Genomic DNA, 13,511 nt, shown 5'->3' on the forward strand with positions numbered 1-13,511 from the left:
GGCTCACAACTTCTCTTCGGAGGCCTGCACGAAAACGACACCCTGGCCGTGGCAATGCAGCTGCATCGCCTCACCGGCGCCGCGACCGACCGCGTCGCGCCAGCTCATCGCCGACTTCAGCTCGGTCTGCACGTTGCCGTAGGCCGCGACGAAGGCCTGCGGATCGACGATCACCGGATTCGGCCCGCCCACCTGCAGTTCCAGGAAACCGCCGTGCGCGAGCAGCACCGCGGCGCCTTGGCCGCCGAGCTGGGTGGTGAACATGCCCTGGCCGGTCACGACACCCGCCGCGGCGCCGCGCAGCGCGCCCATCAGGCCACCGCCGCCGCCTCCGCCGCCGCCACCGGAGCTGGCCACCGAGACCACCGAGGACTGCAGCCCCGCGGTGTTGGCCAGCAGGCGAGAGGCCTCCACGCGCAGCACCGCGCCCGGCTGCATCTGCACCACGTGCACCTCGAGCCCGGCGAAACCGTAATGGACGGTGCCGTTTCCGCGCGCCAGCATGGTGCGCTCGTGCTCGCCCGCCATCATCGCGCCGGCCATCCGCATCAGGCCGCCGCCACCCATGCCGGGTCCGGCGCCGGGGATCTGGTGCGGCGCGAACGCGACCTGGCCCTGGTAGAACAGCATCGCGCCGGTCCGGGCGACCACGCCGCCCGCCTGCCCGACATCGACCTTGACGACCTTGCTGTTGACTTTCTCGAACATTTCCGTCGCCTACCGTTCCGCCGGCTGGATCAGCACGACACCCTGGCCGTCCCACCGCAGCGAGAAGGCCTCACCCGCGTCCTGGCCGACCATGGTGCGCCAGGAGACATCGGTGACGAAGGACTGGTTGAGGTTGCCGCGGGCCGCGACGAACGCGTCCGGGTCCACGATCAGCGGGTACTGCGGCGAGACTTCCAGATGGATCAGCGGACCGCCGGCCGACAGCAGCGCCACCTGGCCCTGCCCGCTGACGGTGGTGGTGAACAGGCCGCTGCCCGCCGACATCCCGCCGACCCCGGCGAAGCGCACATCGGTGCGCAGATTGCCCGCGAAGGCGAGCAACTGCTGCGACTCGACCTGCAGGGTGTCGTTGTCGAGATCGACCACGGTGACGTTCTGGCCGTTCACCGCGAAGAAGACGCGGCCGTTGCCGGTGCATTCCATCAGCGACAGCTTCTCGCCGGTGGCGCGGCGCTTGAGGCCCGACAGCACGCCCTCGCCGCCGCCGAATCCGGCCGATTTGAACTGCACATTGCCTTCGTAGGCGACCATCGAGCCGGAGATCGCGCGGATACTCGTCCCCGCGAGGTGGGCCTCGATCACCTTCTTCGATTGTTCGAACAGCTGCGCCATGACGGCCCTGGAGTCCCCTCTGGACAGGCGGGTGGAATGCCCGATACGTACTGCGTGGACACCCTAACCGATCGATCGGCCGCGCGCCGTGGCTGCGGAGCGCGGACGCTCGTCGCCGCTTTCTCGTAGAGTGGCAGACGACCGCACCGACAAGCGAAGGGTCGAACTTGTCTGCAACACTCGCCAAGGGCCAGAACGGTCCACTGGCCGTCAGTGACGTGGTGATCTCGCTCCAGCTCACGGCACCGGCCGATCTGTCCGCGCTGCTCGTGACCGAGCAGGGCAAGGTCCGCACGGATGCCGACTTCGTCTTCTACAACCAGCCGAGTGGACCTGGCGTCGATCTGCGCCCCGGTCCGGCGGGTCAGGCGGCCTCCCTTGCGGTTTCGCTGCCCGCGGTGCCCGCCGACATCGACCAGATCCGCGCCGTCATCACCCTCGACGACGCCAACAGCAACTTCGGCCGGTTCGCCCCGCCCACCGCGATCGTCTCCGACGCCGCCGGTAACCAGCTGTTCGAGTACCGGATCGACGGGCTCGACGCCGAGTCGATCGTGATCGCGCTGGAGCTGTACCGCCGTCAGGGCGGCTGGAAGGTCCGCGCCGTCGGCCAGGGCTACGCCGGGGGCTTCGCCGCGCTGGTCACCGATCACGGTGTGCAGGTGGATGATTCGCCCGCGCCCGCCGCCGCGCCGCAGCAGGCCGTCCCGCAGCAGGCCCCGCCGCCGCCCGCCTACCCCGCGCAGGCCGCGCCGAGCTACCCGCCGCAGCAGGCCCCCGTCTACGCGCCACCCGGTGGTGGCTACCCGCCCCCGCCCGGCCCGGCGCAGCAGCCGCCCGGCGCGGGATACCCGCCGCCGGCCGGCCCCGGCCCCGGTTACCCGCCGCCGGCGCAGGCCGCGCCGCCGCAGCCCGCCGGTGAGATCAGCCTGAGCAAGGATCGCCCGGTCAGCCTGCAGAAGGGGCAGCGCGTCACGCTCCGCAAGGACGGCGGCGCCGCGCTCACCTTCGTCAAGATGGGCCTGGGCTGGGACCCGGTGCGCACCCGCGGCATGTTCGGCAACCGCACCGTCGACATCGACCTCGACGCCTCGGTGTGCCTGTTCGCCGACAACAACCTCGTCGACGTCGCCTACTACGGCCAGCTGTCGTCCAAGGACGGTTCGGTCCGCCACCAGGGTGACAACCTCACCGGTGAGGGCGAAGGCGACGACGAGATGATCCTGGTCGACCTCACCCGGATCCCCGCGCACATCTCCACGCTGCTGTTCATCGTCACCTCGTACAAGGGCCACACCTTCGAGCAGGTGCAGAACGCTTTCTGCCGCTTGATCGATGGCGCCAACAACGGCGAGCTGGCCCGCTACACCCTCGCGGGTGGCATGCCGTTCACGGCGATGGCGATGGCCAAGGTGTACCGGGTCGGCGCCGACTGGAAGATGCAGGCGCTGGGCGAGGGCTTCCAGGCCAAGCATCCCGGCGAGGCCGTGCCCCAGCTGGGCCGGTTCCTCGGCAGCGACTAAGGCAGGACGACACAGAGCAGGCATGACGACGTGATTCACCTGAAGGCGGGCCAGAACACCGCACTGTCCGCCGACATCGTGCGCTTCACCGCACAGACCGCCGGTACCGTCGAACTCGGCGCGCTGGTGGTGGACGAGAATCTGCGGGTGCGCGACGAGCACGATCATGTGTGCGCGTCGCGGCCCGCGGCTCCCGGCGTCACCTTCGCCGGTGGCGCGGTGGACATCGCACTGGCGCAGGTCAGGTCGGACGCGAACGCCGTGCTGCTCTACGTCACCGCCGGGCACGTGCTCGGCGACGTCACCGCGACGCTGGCCGAGAACGGCTCGCCCACCGCGGAATTCGTGGTCGCTCCGACCGCGGGGGAGAGCGCGCTGATCTGCCTCGAGGTGTACCGGCGCGGTGGCGGCTGGAAGCTGCGCGCACTGGGGCAGGGCTACGACGGCGGTGCGGCGCAGCTGCTGCCCGCGCACGGCGTGCCCGCCCCGGCGACACCGCGAGCGACCGCGCCGACCGAGACGGTCGAGCGGCCCGCCACCACCGCGGCGCCCGGCGTTCCGCTGGAGGTCGATCACGGCCTGCAGCGGATGTGGATGATCTTCGAGGACGCGGCCCGCTCGGCGGCCGCCCTGCTCTCGGCCCGCGACTACGCCGCGAATCGGCTGGATCAGGAACTGTCCGAAGCGGTGTCGAATCCGGCCACTCGCAACACCCCGGCGGCCGACGCCGCGCGCGCCGCCGCGCAGCGCCGCCACGACGAGCTGGTCGGCGTCGCCGACGGCAACCATCGGCGCGACAGCGACCAGCTCGGTCGCGAAATCGCCGAGGCCGACGCGGTGATGCCGGCCGCGCTGGCGTCCTGGCTGGCCCCGGCCTGGACCACGAAAGCCGTACGCAGCGACGGCATCCGGCTCGGCGAGCTGTACGCCCTCGATCGCGGTGCGCTGCGCGTGCCGTATTGCGTTCCGGTGCCGCTGAATCGGCCGCTGTGGGTCGACACCGAGTCCAGCGCCGCCGCGTCCCGGGTGGTCGGCGCCCTGGTGGCCCGGCTGGTCGCGGCGCTGCCGGACAAGCCGACCCGCGTCGACCTGATCGATCTCTCCGGCGGTCTGCGCGGGCTCGCCGCCCCGCTCACGCCGCTGCTCGCCGGGCCGGTGATCGCCGATCACGCCGATATCCCCGCGCGTCTCGGTGAACTCGCGCACGCGGCCGAGCTGGCCGACATCGCCTACAACAGTGGGCAAGCCGTGCCGCCCGCCGAGCACCGGATTCTCGTCGCGGCCGACTTCCCGCACGGTTACCAGGCCGCCGACGTGGTGCGCCTAGGTCAGCTGATGGTGCGCGGCGACCTGATCGGGCTGTCGCTGGTGATCGTCGGCAGCGGCGGCGTCGACTTCGGTGACGGACCGCTGTCGCTGCTGTCGCAGTCGTGCAGGCACCTGCCCACGGTCCCCGGCACCCCGCTGTTCGATCCGTGGACCGGCAACGCCTGGGAACTCGACCTCGACATGCTCCCGGCCGAACCCGAGCTCCAGGCCCGCTACCTGCGGATGTAGCCGGTCATTCGACCATCGCGGCGGGGCGCGAGCTGGTGCACGCCTGCCGGGGGCGCAGGAACTCCGGCAGCCACGGCAGCAACGGGTCGGGGGCGCGGTCCAGGACCCCGCCCGCCGGATCGTCGACGAAGTCGCGGCGCACCAGATCGTCCTGCGGGCGCAGGATCTCGTGCACGATCAGCGCGCACAGGCCGAGGACGGCCAGATCGCGCAGCACCACGGTGCCGGTGAACCACTGCTCGGGCAGGCCCTTGGCGTCCTCGCCGAGGTAGTAGTACATCCGGGGCACCCAGACGAGCGCGTCGATCGTCATCCAGGCCAGCAGGATTCGCCGATGCGGCAGCGCGAGCACGGCCAGCGGCACCAGCCACAGCGAGTACTGGGGGCTCCACACCTTGTTCGTCAGCAGGAACGCGGCCACGACCAGGAAGCACAGCTGGGCCACGCGCGGGCGGCGGGCCGCGGTCAGCGCCAGATAGGCGATGCCAGCGCAGGCGAGCAGGAACAGCAGCAGCGAGACCGTGTTCAGCACCGTCGGCGGCTGTCCGTGCGCGAGCTCGCCGTCGAACCCGCCCCAGCCGGTGAAGGAGGTGATCACGTTGTAGATCGAATCCGGGTCGGCGTGCCGGGTGGTGTTGAGCCGGAAGAACTCTCGCCAGCCGTCCGGGTACAGCACGGCGATCGGCAGGTTCACCGCGATCCAGGTGCCCGCCGCGGCGAGGATGGCGAGCACGGCCGCGCCGAGCGGGCGCAGCGCGAACAGATGGGTGCGGGCCGGTGTCTCGCGGATCCAGGTCCGCGCGCTGTCGATGCTGTCGACATCACGCAGCCGCAGACCCGCGCGCGCGGCGGGCTGGCGCTGCATCGGGTCGGCGCGCAGGCACAGCACCAGGATCGGGCCGAGCAGCAGCAGCGGATACAGTTTCGCGGCGCCGCCGAGACCGAGCAGCACGCCGGCCAGCACCGGCTTGCGCCGAGCCCAGGCCAGCAGGCCGGTGGCCGCGAAAGCCGTTGCCAGCGCGTCGAAGTTGGTGAACGCGTGCACGATCACCAACGGCGACACCGCGATCAGCGCCGCGTCCCAGACCCGCCGCCCGGCTAGTCGCGACGACGCCCAGACGGTGATCAGCCAGCCCACCGACAGACCGAGCGCGACGACGTTGAAATACACCACCACCGACAGCGCGCCGGGCAGCGGCAGGTGGTCCCACACGTTGCCGAGCTGCATCGCGACGTACTGGTAGAGGCCCGAAAGGACCGGATACTCCATGTATCTGGTCTCGGTGCCGCCGTCGGGCGTCGACTCGGTCCAGGACTTCTTGTACGGGAACGCGCCCTCGTTGAGTCGTTCGGCGCCGTAGAGCGGCACCGTGTCCGAGTAGCACATGGCCACGTACTGACGGCCGTTGTTCCAGTCGAGCATCAGCCCGCCCGCGCCGTCGGAGGTCTGCTGGATGCAGCCCGCCTTCGCCGTCCAGCCGAGCGCGAGGAACACCACGGTGAAGGCGAACATCACCCGCAGCGGCGTCCAGAACCGCACCCGGCCGATCAGCGCGTGATCGCCGACCGGTCCGCCGATCACGGTCGACAGCTGCGCGGTCAGCGAATCGTTGCGGCTGGGCCGGTCTCGCGCGTCGATCGAGCGCAGGTCGGGGGCCAGCTGGGCGGGCGCGACGTACTGCACTTCGCGGCCCGGCCGGGTACCACTCGACGCCGGCTGGTCCGCGAGTTGCTGATCGGTCACGACATCCGAGGCTACCGGGATCTGGTCGGCGTGGTGCCTCCGCCGCCCTCGGTGCCGTTCGCGCCCGCACCCGGCCGGGTGCTGTTGCCGTTGCCGTTGGTGTTGCCGTTGGTCGGCGGGGAGCCGTCCGCCGGGGCGGTCGGCTGACCCGGCAGCGGGCCGGTGGTCGTCTCCGGCGTCTGCTGCGAGGGCTGCTGGCCGGCGGGCTGCTGCACGCCGGGCACCGGGATCCGGATGCCGGGCAGGATCTCGACCTGCGACGGCACGATCACCGGCGGGGCGATCGTCGGCGCGGTGGTCGACGGGGCGGTGTAGGGCGCCGACCATTCCGGCACGCCCGCCTGGCCCTTGATCGGGGCGGGCTTGGGGAACGACTCGTTCGGTGTGCCGGCCAGCGCGCCGTCCATCGTCGCCTTCCAGATGTCGGAGGGCAGACCGGAACCGTAGATGCTGCCGCCACCGTAGTTGCGCAGCGGATCGCCCTGCTCGGTACCGACCCAGACCGCGGTCGACAGCGACGGGGTGTAGCCGACCATCCAGGCGTCGCGGTTGTTGCCGGTGTCGCCGAGCTGGTGGGTACCGGTCTTGGAGGCCGACTCGCGCCCGCCCGCCAGGTTGTGGTTGCGCGAGTACGCCGCGATCGGCTTCATCGCCGCGGTGACGTTGTCGGCCACCGCCGCGCTCACCCGCTGCTCACCCGCGGGCTCGCCGCGATCGAGCAGCACCTGACCGTCGGCGGTCACGACCCGCTGCACGAAGTGCGGCGCGTGGTACATGCCCGAGGCCGCCAGCGTGGCGTAGGCCGAGGCCATGTCCAGCGGACGCGACTGGTACTGGCCCAGCACGATGCCGTTGTTCGGACCGGCGCCGTTGGGCTCGGTCAGGGTCTTGCCGATGCCGGGCAGTTCCTCGGGGATGCCGAGCTTGTGGCCCATGTCCGCGATCTTCTGCGGACCGTTCTGCATGTCCAGCTGCATCCGGTAGAAGCTGGTGTTCAGCGAGCGCTTGAGCGCCTCGGCGATGGTGCACATGCCGCAGGACTCGCCCTCGACGTTGCCGATCTGGATGCCGTTGACGGTGATCGGCGAGCTGTCGTACAGCTGCGAGAGCGGGATGCCCATCTCGAGGTTCGCGGCCAGGCCGATCACCTTGAACGAGGAGCCCGTCGGCAGACCGGCGTTGGCGAAGTCGAAGCCCTGGCCGTCCTCACCGCCGTAGTAGGCGCGGACCGCGCCGGTGCGCGGGTCGATCGAGACGACCGCGGTCCGCAGGTTCTCCGGCTCGCCCTGCAGCTTGGACTGCGCGGCGTTGACCGCGGCCTCCTGCGCCTTGGGGTCGATCGTGGTGGTGATCTGCAGGCCCTCGGTGTTGAGCTGCTGCTCGCTGATGCCCGCCGCCGACAGCTCCTTGAGCACCTGGTTCTTCACCAGACCGCCGGGACCCTCGTCCTGGTTGCTGTCGTTGAGCGAGGCCAGCGCGACCACCTGCGGGTACTGCATCGAGGCGCGCTCGGCCGCGGGCAGGTTGTTGCCGCTGACCATGCCGTCGAGCACGTAGTTCCAGCGGGTCTTGGCGCCCTCGGGGTTCTTCTCCGGATCGAGCAGCGAGGGCAGCTGGATGGTCGCGGCCAGCACGGCGCCCTCGGCCACGGTCAGCTCCTGCACCGGCTTGCCGAAGTAGGCCTTCGACGCCGCGTCGATGCCGTACGCGCCACGGCCGAAGTAGATGGTGTTCAGGTAGGCGGCGAGGATGTCTTCCTTGCTCCACTGCCGGGCCATCTTGGCCGAGATGACCAGCTCGTGCATCTTTCGGGTCATCGACCGCTCGTCACCGACCAGCGCGTTCTTCACGTACTGCTGGGTGATCGTGGAGCCACCACCGGCGCTTTCCTTGCCGAGGATGTTGTCGCGCGCGGCGCGGGCGAAGCCCGACACCGAGAAACCCGGGTTGGTGTAGAAGTCGCGGTCCTCGGCCGCGATCACGGCATTGCGCACGTGCGGCGGGATCTGATCGATCGAGACCTCGGTGCGGTTGCCCTGCGGCGGGACCACCTTGCTGATCTCGGTGGTGCCGTCGTTGGCGTAGATCATCGCGACCTGGTTGGTCTCCAGATCGCCCGGCTTGGGCACCGAGACCGCCGTGTAGGCGACGAGGAACACCGCGCTCGGTACGACGATGGCGAGCGCCATCAGCACGTACATGGTCCGGCGAATGGCCCGCCACGGCATTTTCCTCACCGAACCACCCTTACCGGAGCCGTCGTCGCCCCCGCCACCATCGCGGCGGTTACGTGGCCCACTCGGCGGCGGGGTGCCGCCGGTGCCGGTGGCTCGGCGTTCGCCGGTGGTCGGCCCACCGGGGCGGCGGCCCGGACCTGCGCCGGGACGCGCGGTCACGGCCGATCCACCGGAGCGGGTGCTTCGGTTCAGGTCGTCACGGACGGGCCTGCCGCCGTCGGGATGACTCGCCCGCGCGGTCGACTCGTCGCGTCCGGGGCGCGGCAGCTTCTGGGTGGCGCCCGCCGCGGGCGGGCCGACGGGCCGACCCGGCTGCGGGGGCCTGCCCTGCGGCGGCCTGCCCTGGTTCGGTCCGCCCTGGTTCGGTCCGCCCTGCGGACCCGGCGGTCGCTGCGGCGGCGGTCCGGGACGACGCGGCGGCATGCCGCCCGGCGGCGGCGCCTGTCGATTCGGTGGCGGTCCGCCCTGCGGACCACGCCCACCCGGGGCCGGTCCGCGTCCGTTCTGGGGGCCCGGCCCGGCGGGCGGCATCGGCCGGCGCGGCGGCGGACCCGGCCGGTCACCCGGCTGGGGAGGGAGACCCGGCTGCGAACCCCGAGCCGGACGGCCGCCGTGCGGATCATCGCCGAAGGGGGAGGACTCGTAGGGCGAACTCACTGACCAGATCTCCATAACTCGTAAGGTTCAACCGGCACACGACATCCGCGCCGGAGAACCGGCGCGGATACCTTGCACCCCGAACTGTGGCGCATCAAGCGGTGGCCGCCGTCGCCCGGCGGCCTGTCATTCGGCGGCCCATTGCTCGGCAGCCCCATTACTCGGCAGCAGAGCGCCGCCCCGCTCGCGAACTCGTCCGGCGCCGGGCCGGCGCGGGCGCCGAACCGAGCACATACGACTGCACCAGGTGGTTCCAGCTGCACGAGCGGCACACCTCGACGACATGCACCGAGAACTCCTCGCTCGACTCTGCCATCCGGATCAGCTCCTCGGGCGTCCGCGCGGAGCCGGCCGCCTGGCCGAGTCCGTCGCCGTACACCCATGACACCAAGGTCAGCTGCTCTTTCCGGCAGATCGGGCAGGTCACCTCGCTACCCCGGCCGTGGAACTTGGCGGCCCGGAGCAGGTACGGATTCGCGTCGCACACCTCGGCGACGCCGACCCGGCCCGCGTAGACGTCAGCCAGCAGCGACCTGCGCCGGAGCGCATAGTCGACTACCTGCCGCTGAATTCGCACGATCACCAGAGTAGCCGGGATTGATTTGCGGTGCCGGTGGCACCGCTGCATCGGTGGTCTCGTCGTAAACTCCCGATACCGGGGTCGGCCCGGGTATTTCCGCAGGTGAGGCGAGCCAGAACGATGGCTGATTCCAGGCAGGCGCGCAGCGCCGCCGATTCCGTGACGAGGGCGCGTGATATCGATCGCGCGCAGGTGTCGACCGTGCTTGACGCGGCCTACGCCGAGGGCCAGTTGGGCGCGCAGGAGTACCACGACCGCACGGCGCGCGCCGCGTCGGCGCGGACCCTCGGGGAGCTGGAAAGGCTGACCGCCGACCTGCAATCACCCGCTGTTTTCGGTGGTCAGGGCGCGATCGAGCGGAAGCGTTTCGGCCGCAGGCACTCCGGTGAGTACCCCGCCCGGACCAGAGCCCGCGACGCCGACCGGGCCCGCACGACCGCGGCCCTGGACGCGGCGCGGGCCGACGGCCAGCTCGCTGCCGACGAGCACGCCGCGCTCACCGAATTGGCCTCGGAAGCACGCACTCTGGGTGATCTGTCCACCCTGGTTGCCGAATTGCAGCAGCGCCCGGTGGCACCGGTGAAGCCGAAGGCGCGCAACACCTTCCGCATCGCCACGATCGCGGCGGTCGCGGTGGTGGGGATCGGCTGCTTCGTGTGGACGGTGCGCCCGGACGAACCGGCGCCCGCGGTGGTCGCGGCGGAGGCGATCAACTACAACGCCGCACCACCCCTGGTGATCCCCACGCCGACGCTCACCACCCTCGTCGGGTTCGTCCAGTTCCGCGACGACTACCGGGTCAAGTTCGGTGACACCCTGGTCGACGAGGCCGTCCTGCACGAGGAGCACGCCTCGGCCGTGCGGCGCGCGCCCGGCAACGCCGACTGGACCGCCGACTACACCTACCGTGGCGGCTTCGCCCGGTCGAATTCGCAGGTCAGCACCCGCAAACGCGACGCGCTCGACATCGATCTGGCCCAGGTGAACGCCGAGGCCCTCGGCGCGGCGCTGACGAACGCGGCCGCCACCGTCCAGGTGCCCAACGGCGCGGTCACCCACTTCCGGATCGCGAACGACAGCTGGGTGGGACGGCCGGGGATCACGATCTTCGTGCGCAACGAGGTCGCCCAGTCGGGGCATTTCGTCCTCGCGCTGTCGGGCGAAGTACTCGCGACCTACCCGTACAAAGGATGACCGAGCAATGAAGACCCCGTCTCCCGCGAAGAACCTGCGGGCCCGCGATGCCGACCGCGCCGACGTGTGCGCCCTGCTCGACGCCGCCCTGGCCGACGGCCAGCTGACCGCCACCGAACACGACAAGCGCACCGCGACCGCGATGCGGGCCGAGACCTTCGGCGCCCTCGACCGGCTCGTCGACGACCTGCAGGTACCGGGCAGCCTGGCCGCGACCCCGGTCGCCAGGGGCGTGCCGCGCGCACCCCGGCGCTGGTGGATCCCGGTCGGCGCGGTGGTGCTGGCCGCGCTGCTCGGTGCGGGCGCGGGCCTGATCGGCCGCACCGCGGGCGAGGCCGCCTTCGGCGACCCGCTGCCCGACCTCACCACCGGCAACGGATTCGCGCACTTCCTCGCCGCCTACCGCACCGAATACGGCAGCACCGTCGCCGACGAGCTGACGTTGTACCCCGAGTACGCCCTGGTCGAACGGGATTCCGGGCGACCGGGCAAGCAGGACGAGCTGCAGTATCGCGGCGACTTCAAGGCGTGGGGTTCGCAGGGCAGCCGCCCGCCCGACACCAAGTCGTTCGACCTGGCCGGCGTCGACATCGCCCGTTACGCCCGGCTGATGTCGGGCGCCTCCCAGACCACCCGGGTCCCCAACGGCTGGGTCTCGCACGTGCTGGTCAGGTACCCACCCGGCGGCGGCAAGGACGCCGAGCCGGAGATCAGCATCTACGTCAAGAACGAGGCCGAACAGAGCGGCTATCTGAAGATCCGGCTCAACGGCGAGCCCATCGCCGTGTACCCCGCCTAGCCCCGAGCAGGCCGTCTCACCAGCGCTGACGCAGTGATGTGCGTCATTGCGCTATGCCTTGTTATATCGCTCCGATATAGTTGGAACTCGCATCCATCGGTTAGGTCCGCTCGGCCTGTCAGGCCGACATAGTCAGGGAGTGAGGTCGGCGAGTGCTCGAATTGGCGATTCTCGGCCTGCTCCTGGACGCGCCCATGCACGGTTACGAGCTGCGCAAGCGGCTGACGGGCCTGCTCGGAGCGTTCCGGGCCTTCTCCTACGGTTCGCTCTACCCGACCCTGCGCAGGATGCAGACCGACGGGTTGATCGCCGAGGAGCTTCCGGAGGGCGCGATCGCGCGCCGAGCGCGCCGCGTCTACCGGCTGACGCCGGTCGGGCGGGAACGTTTCAACGAACTCCTCGCCGACACCGGTCCGCAGAACTACACCGATGACGGCTTCGGCGTTCACCTGGCCTTCTTCAGCCGCACCCCCGCCGAGGCGAGGATGCGGATCCTGGAGGGTCGGCGGCGTCAGGTCGAGGAGCGCCGAGAGGGACTGCGGGAGGCGATCAAGAAGGCCAGCGGCTCGCTGGATCGCTACACCCGTCAGCTCCACCAGCTCGGATTGGAATCAAGCGAGCGCGAAGTGCGCTGGCTCAACGAGTTGATTGCGGCGGAGCAATCGACGAAGGCGGCACCACAGAAAGAGGGAAAGAGCGGCCATGAGTGATGTCAACAAGGTTGGGTCCGGCGAGGTTCGCGTCGCGATCGTCGGTGTGGGCAACTGCGCATCGTCGCTGGTGCAGGGCGTGCAGTACTACAAGGACGCCGATGAGAACGCCACCGTTCCCGGGCTCATGCACGTCAAGTTCGGTCCCTATCACGTCAAGGACGTGAAGTTCGTTGCCGCGTTCGACGTCGACGCCAAGAAGGTCGGCTTCGACCTGGCCGAGGCGATCTTCGCCAGCGAGAACAACACCATCAAGATCTCCGACGTGCCGCCCACCGGCGTCAGCGTCCAGCGTGGCCCGACCCTCGACGGCATCGGCAAGTACTACGCGATGACCATCGAGCAGTCCGAGGCCCCGGCCGTCGACGTCGTGCAGGCGCTCAAGGACGCCCAGGTCGACGTGCTGGTGTCCTACCTGCCGGTCGGCTCGGAAGAGGCCGACAAGTTCTACGCCCAGTGCGCCATCGACGCGAACGTCGCCTTCGTCAACGCGCTGCCGGTGTTCATCGCCTCCGACCCGGTCTGGGCGCAGAAGTTCGTCGACGCCGGTGTCCCGATCGTCGGTGACGACATCAAGTCCCAGGTCGGCGCGACCATCACCCACCGCGTGATGGCCAAGCTGTTCGAGGACCGCGGCGTGGTGCTCGACCGCACCTACCAGCTCAACGTCGGCGGCAACATGGACTTCAAGAACATGCTCGAGCGTGATCGGCTGGAGTCGAAGAAGGTCTCCAAGACCCAGGCCGTGACCTCGAACCTCACCGGTTCGCTCGCGGGCAAGGTCCACGACCGCAACGTCCACATCGGTCCCTCGGACTACGTGGAGTGGCTCGACGACCGCAAGTGGGCCTACGTCCGCCTCGAGGGCCGCGCCTTCGGTGACGCCCCGCTGAACCTGGAGTACAAGCTCGAGGTGTGGGACTCGCCGAACTCGGCGGGCATCATCATCGACGCGGTGCGCGCCGCCAAGATCGCCAAGGACCGCGGCATCGGCGGACCCGTCATCCCGGCTTCCGCCTACCTGATGAAGTCCCCGCCGGAGCAGATCGCCGACGACGTCGCGCGCACCCAGCTCGAGGCGTTCATCATCGGCGCGGAGTAGTCGGAGCGCTGGCGCGCTCGAGTCGCGGCCCCTTCTGTCCCGCCGATCAGGCACCGGTGCTTGCTCC

Annotated in this window: 11 protein-coding genes; 6 read left to right on the top strand and 5 right to left on the bottom strand. The window is 70.4% G+C overall.

The features are described from left to right. Positions 1-3 precede the first annotated feature (3 nt). Entirely contained in the window at positions 4-708 is a 705-nt protein-coding gene (locus ACIO52_RS11575; RefSeq protein ID WP_218718411.1) for an AIM24 family protein, read from the bottom strand. Between the two features lie 9 nt (positions 709-717). Continuing rightward, positions 718-1,341 (bottom strand): AIM24 family protein, encoded by a 624-nt coding sequence (locus ACIO52_RS11580; RefSeq protein ID WP_218718412.1) that lies wholly within the window; start codon positions 1,339-1,341, stop codon positions 718-720. Positions 1,342-1,508: 167 nt separating this feature from the next. Here ACIO52_RS11580 and ACIO52_RS11585 point away from each other — a divergent pair, with 167 nt between their 5' ends. Further along, on the top strand, positions 1,509-2,864 hold the full coding sequence (locus tag ACIO52_RS11585) for a TerD family protein (RefSeq protein WP_316573041.1): 1,356 nt from the start codon (positions 1,509-1,511) through the stop codon (positions 2,862-2,864). A gap of 30 nt (positions 2,865-2,894) precedes the next feature. After that, positions 2,895-4,421 (top strand): TerD family protein, encoded by a 1,527-nt coding sequence (locus ACIO52_RS11590; protein ID WP_218715855.1) that lies wholly within the window; start codon positions 2,895-2,897, stop codon positions 4,419-4,421. A 4-nt stretch (positions 4,422-4,425) separates the two neighbouring features. Here the strand turns inward: ACIO52_RS11590 and ACIO52_RS11595 are convergent, their stop codons facing one another. The 3 genes from ACIO52_RS11595 to ACIO52_RS11605 all read right to left on the bottom strand — a co-directional run bounded on the left by ACIO52_RS11595 (position 4,426) and on the right by ACIO52_RS11605 (position 9,636). Then, positions 4,426-6,105 carry a glycosyltransferase family 87 protein gene (locus tag ACIO52_RS11595; RefSeq protein ID WP_218715857.1) on the bottom strand — a complete coding sequence of 560 codons (1,680 nt, stop codon included), beginning with the start codon at positions 6,103-6,105 and terminating at the stop codon, positions 4,426-4,428. 71 nt (positions 6,106-6,176) lie between these two features. Continuing rightward, positions 6,177-8,393: a transglycosylase domain-containing protein gene (locus ACIO52_RS11600; RefSeq protein ID WP_342802267.1), complete on the bottom strand. Its 2,217-nt coding sequence runs from the start codon at positions 8,391-8,393 to the stop codon at positions 6,177-6,179. Between the two features lie 823 nt (positions 8,394-9,216). Next, the gene (locus ACIO52_RS11605) at positions 9,217-9,636 is read right to left on the bottom strand and encodes a DUF5318 domain-containing protein (RefSeq protein WP_218718591.1); all 420 of its coding nucleotides are present in this window, start codon (positions 9,634-9,636) and stop codon (positions 9,217-9,219) included. Positions 9,637-9,759: 123 nt separating this feature from the next. Here ACIO52_RS11605 and ACIO52_RS11610 point away from each other — a divergent pair, with 123 nt between their 5' ends. The 4 genes from ACIO52_RS11610 (at position 9,760) to ACIO52_RS11625 (ending at position 13,444) form a co-directional block, all read left to right on the top strand. Further along, positions 9,760-10,833: a DUF1707 domain-containing protein gene (locus tag ACIO52_RS11610; RefSeq protein WP_218718590.1), complete on the top strand. Its 1,074-nt coding sequence runs from the start codon at positions 9,760-9,762 to the stop codon at positions 10,831-10,833. Between the two features lie 7 nt (positions 10,834-10,840). Continuing rightward, positions 10,841-11,632: a DUF1707 domain-containing protein gene (locus ACIO52_RS11615; RefSeq protein WP_218718589.1), complete on the top strand. Its 792-nt coding sequence runs from the start codon at positions 10,841-10,843 to the stop codon at positions 11,630-11,632. Between the two features lie 152 nt (positions 11,633-11,784). Beyond that, positions 11,785-12,342 (top strand): PadR family transcriptional regulator, encoded by a 558-nt coding sequence (locus tag ACIO52_RS11620; protein ID WP_189031469.1) that lies wholly within the window; start codon positions 11,785-11,787, stop codon positions 12,340-12,342. Then, the gene (locus ACIO52_RS11625) at positions 12,335-13,444 is read left to right on the top strand and encodes an inositol-3-phosphate synthase (protein WP_218718588.1); all 1,110 of its coding nucleotides are present in this window, start codon (positions 12,335-12,337) and stop codon (positions 13,442-13,444) included. Before ACIO52_RS11620 ends, ACIO52_RS11625 begins: the two co-directional genes overlap by 8 nt. Positions 13,445-13,511 lie beyond the last annotated feature (67 nt).

The organism is Nocardia sp. NPDC087230 (assembly GCF_044744725.1).
In the GTDB taxonomy this organism is placed as follows: Bacteria; Actinomycetota; Actinomycetes; order Mycobacteriales; family Mycobacteriaceae; genus Nocardia; species Nocardia canadensis.

What these genes read in the sequence shown, in the direction of transcription:
- ACIO52_RS11580 (WP_218718412.1), bottom strand. Translation starts at nt 1,341, where the DNA reads ATGGCGCAGCTGTTCGAACAATCGAAGAAGGTGATCGAGGCCCACCTC.
- ACIO52_RS11575 (WP_218718411.1), bottom strand. Translation starts at nt 708, where the DNA reads ATGTTCGAGAAAGTCAACAGCAAGGTCGTCAAGGTCGATGTCGGGCAG.
- ACIO52_RS11610 (WP_218718590.1), top strand. Translation starts at nt 9,760, where the DNA reads ATGGCTGATTCCAGGCAGGCGCGCAGCGCCGCCGATTCCGTGACGAGG.
- ACIO52_RS11615 (WP_218718589.1), top strand. Translation starts at nt 10,841, where the DNA reads ATGAAGACCCCGTCTCCCGCGAAGAACCTGCGGGCCCGCGATGCCGAC.
- ACIO52_RS11600 (WP_342802267.1), bottom strand. Translation starts at nt 8,393, where the DNA reads ATGCCGTGGCGGGCCATTCGCCGGACCATGTACGTGCTGATGGCGCTC.
- ACIO52_RS11625 (WP_218718588.1), top strand. Translation starts at nt 12,335, where the DNA reads ATGAGTGATGTCAACAAGGTTGGGTCCGGCGAGGTTCGCGTCGCGATC.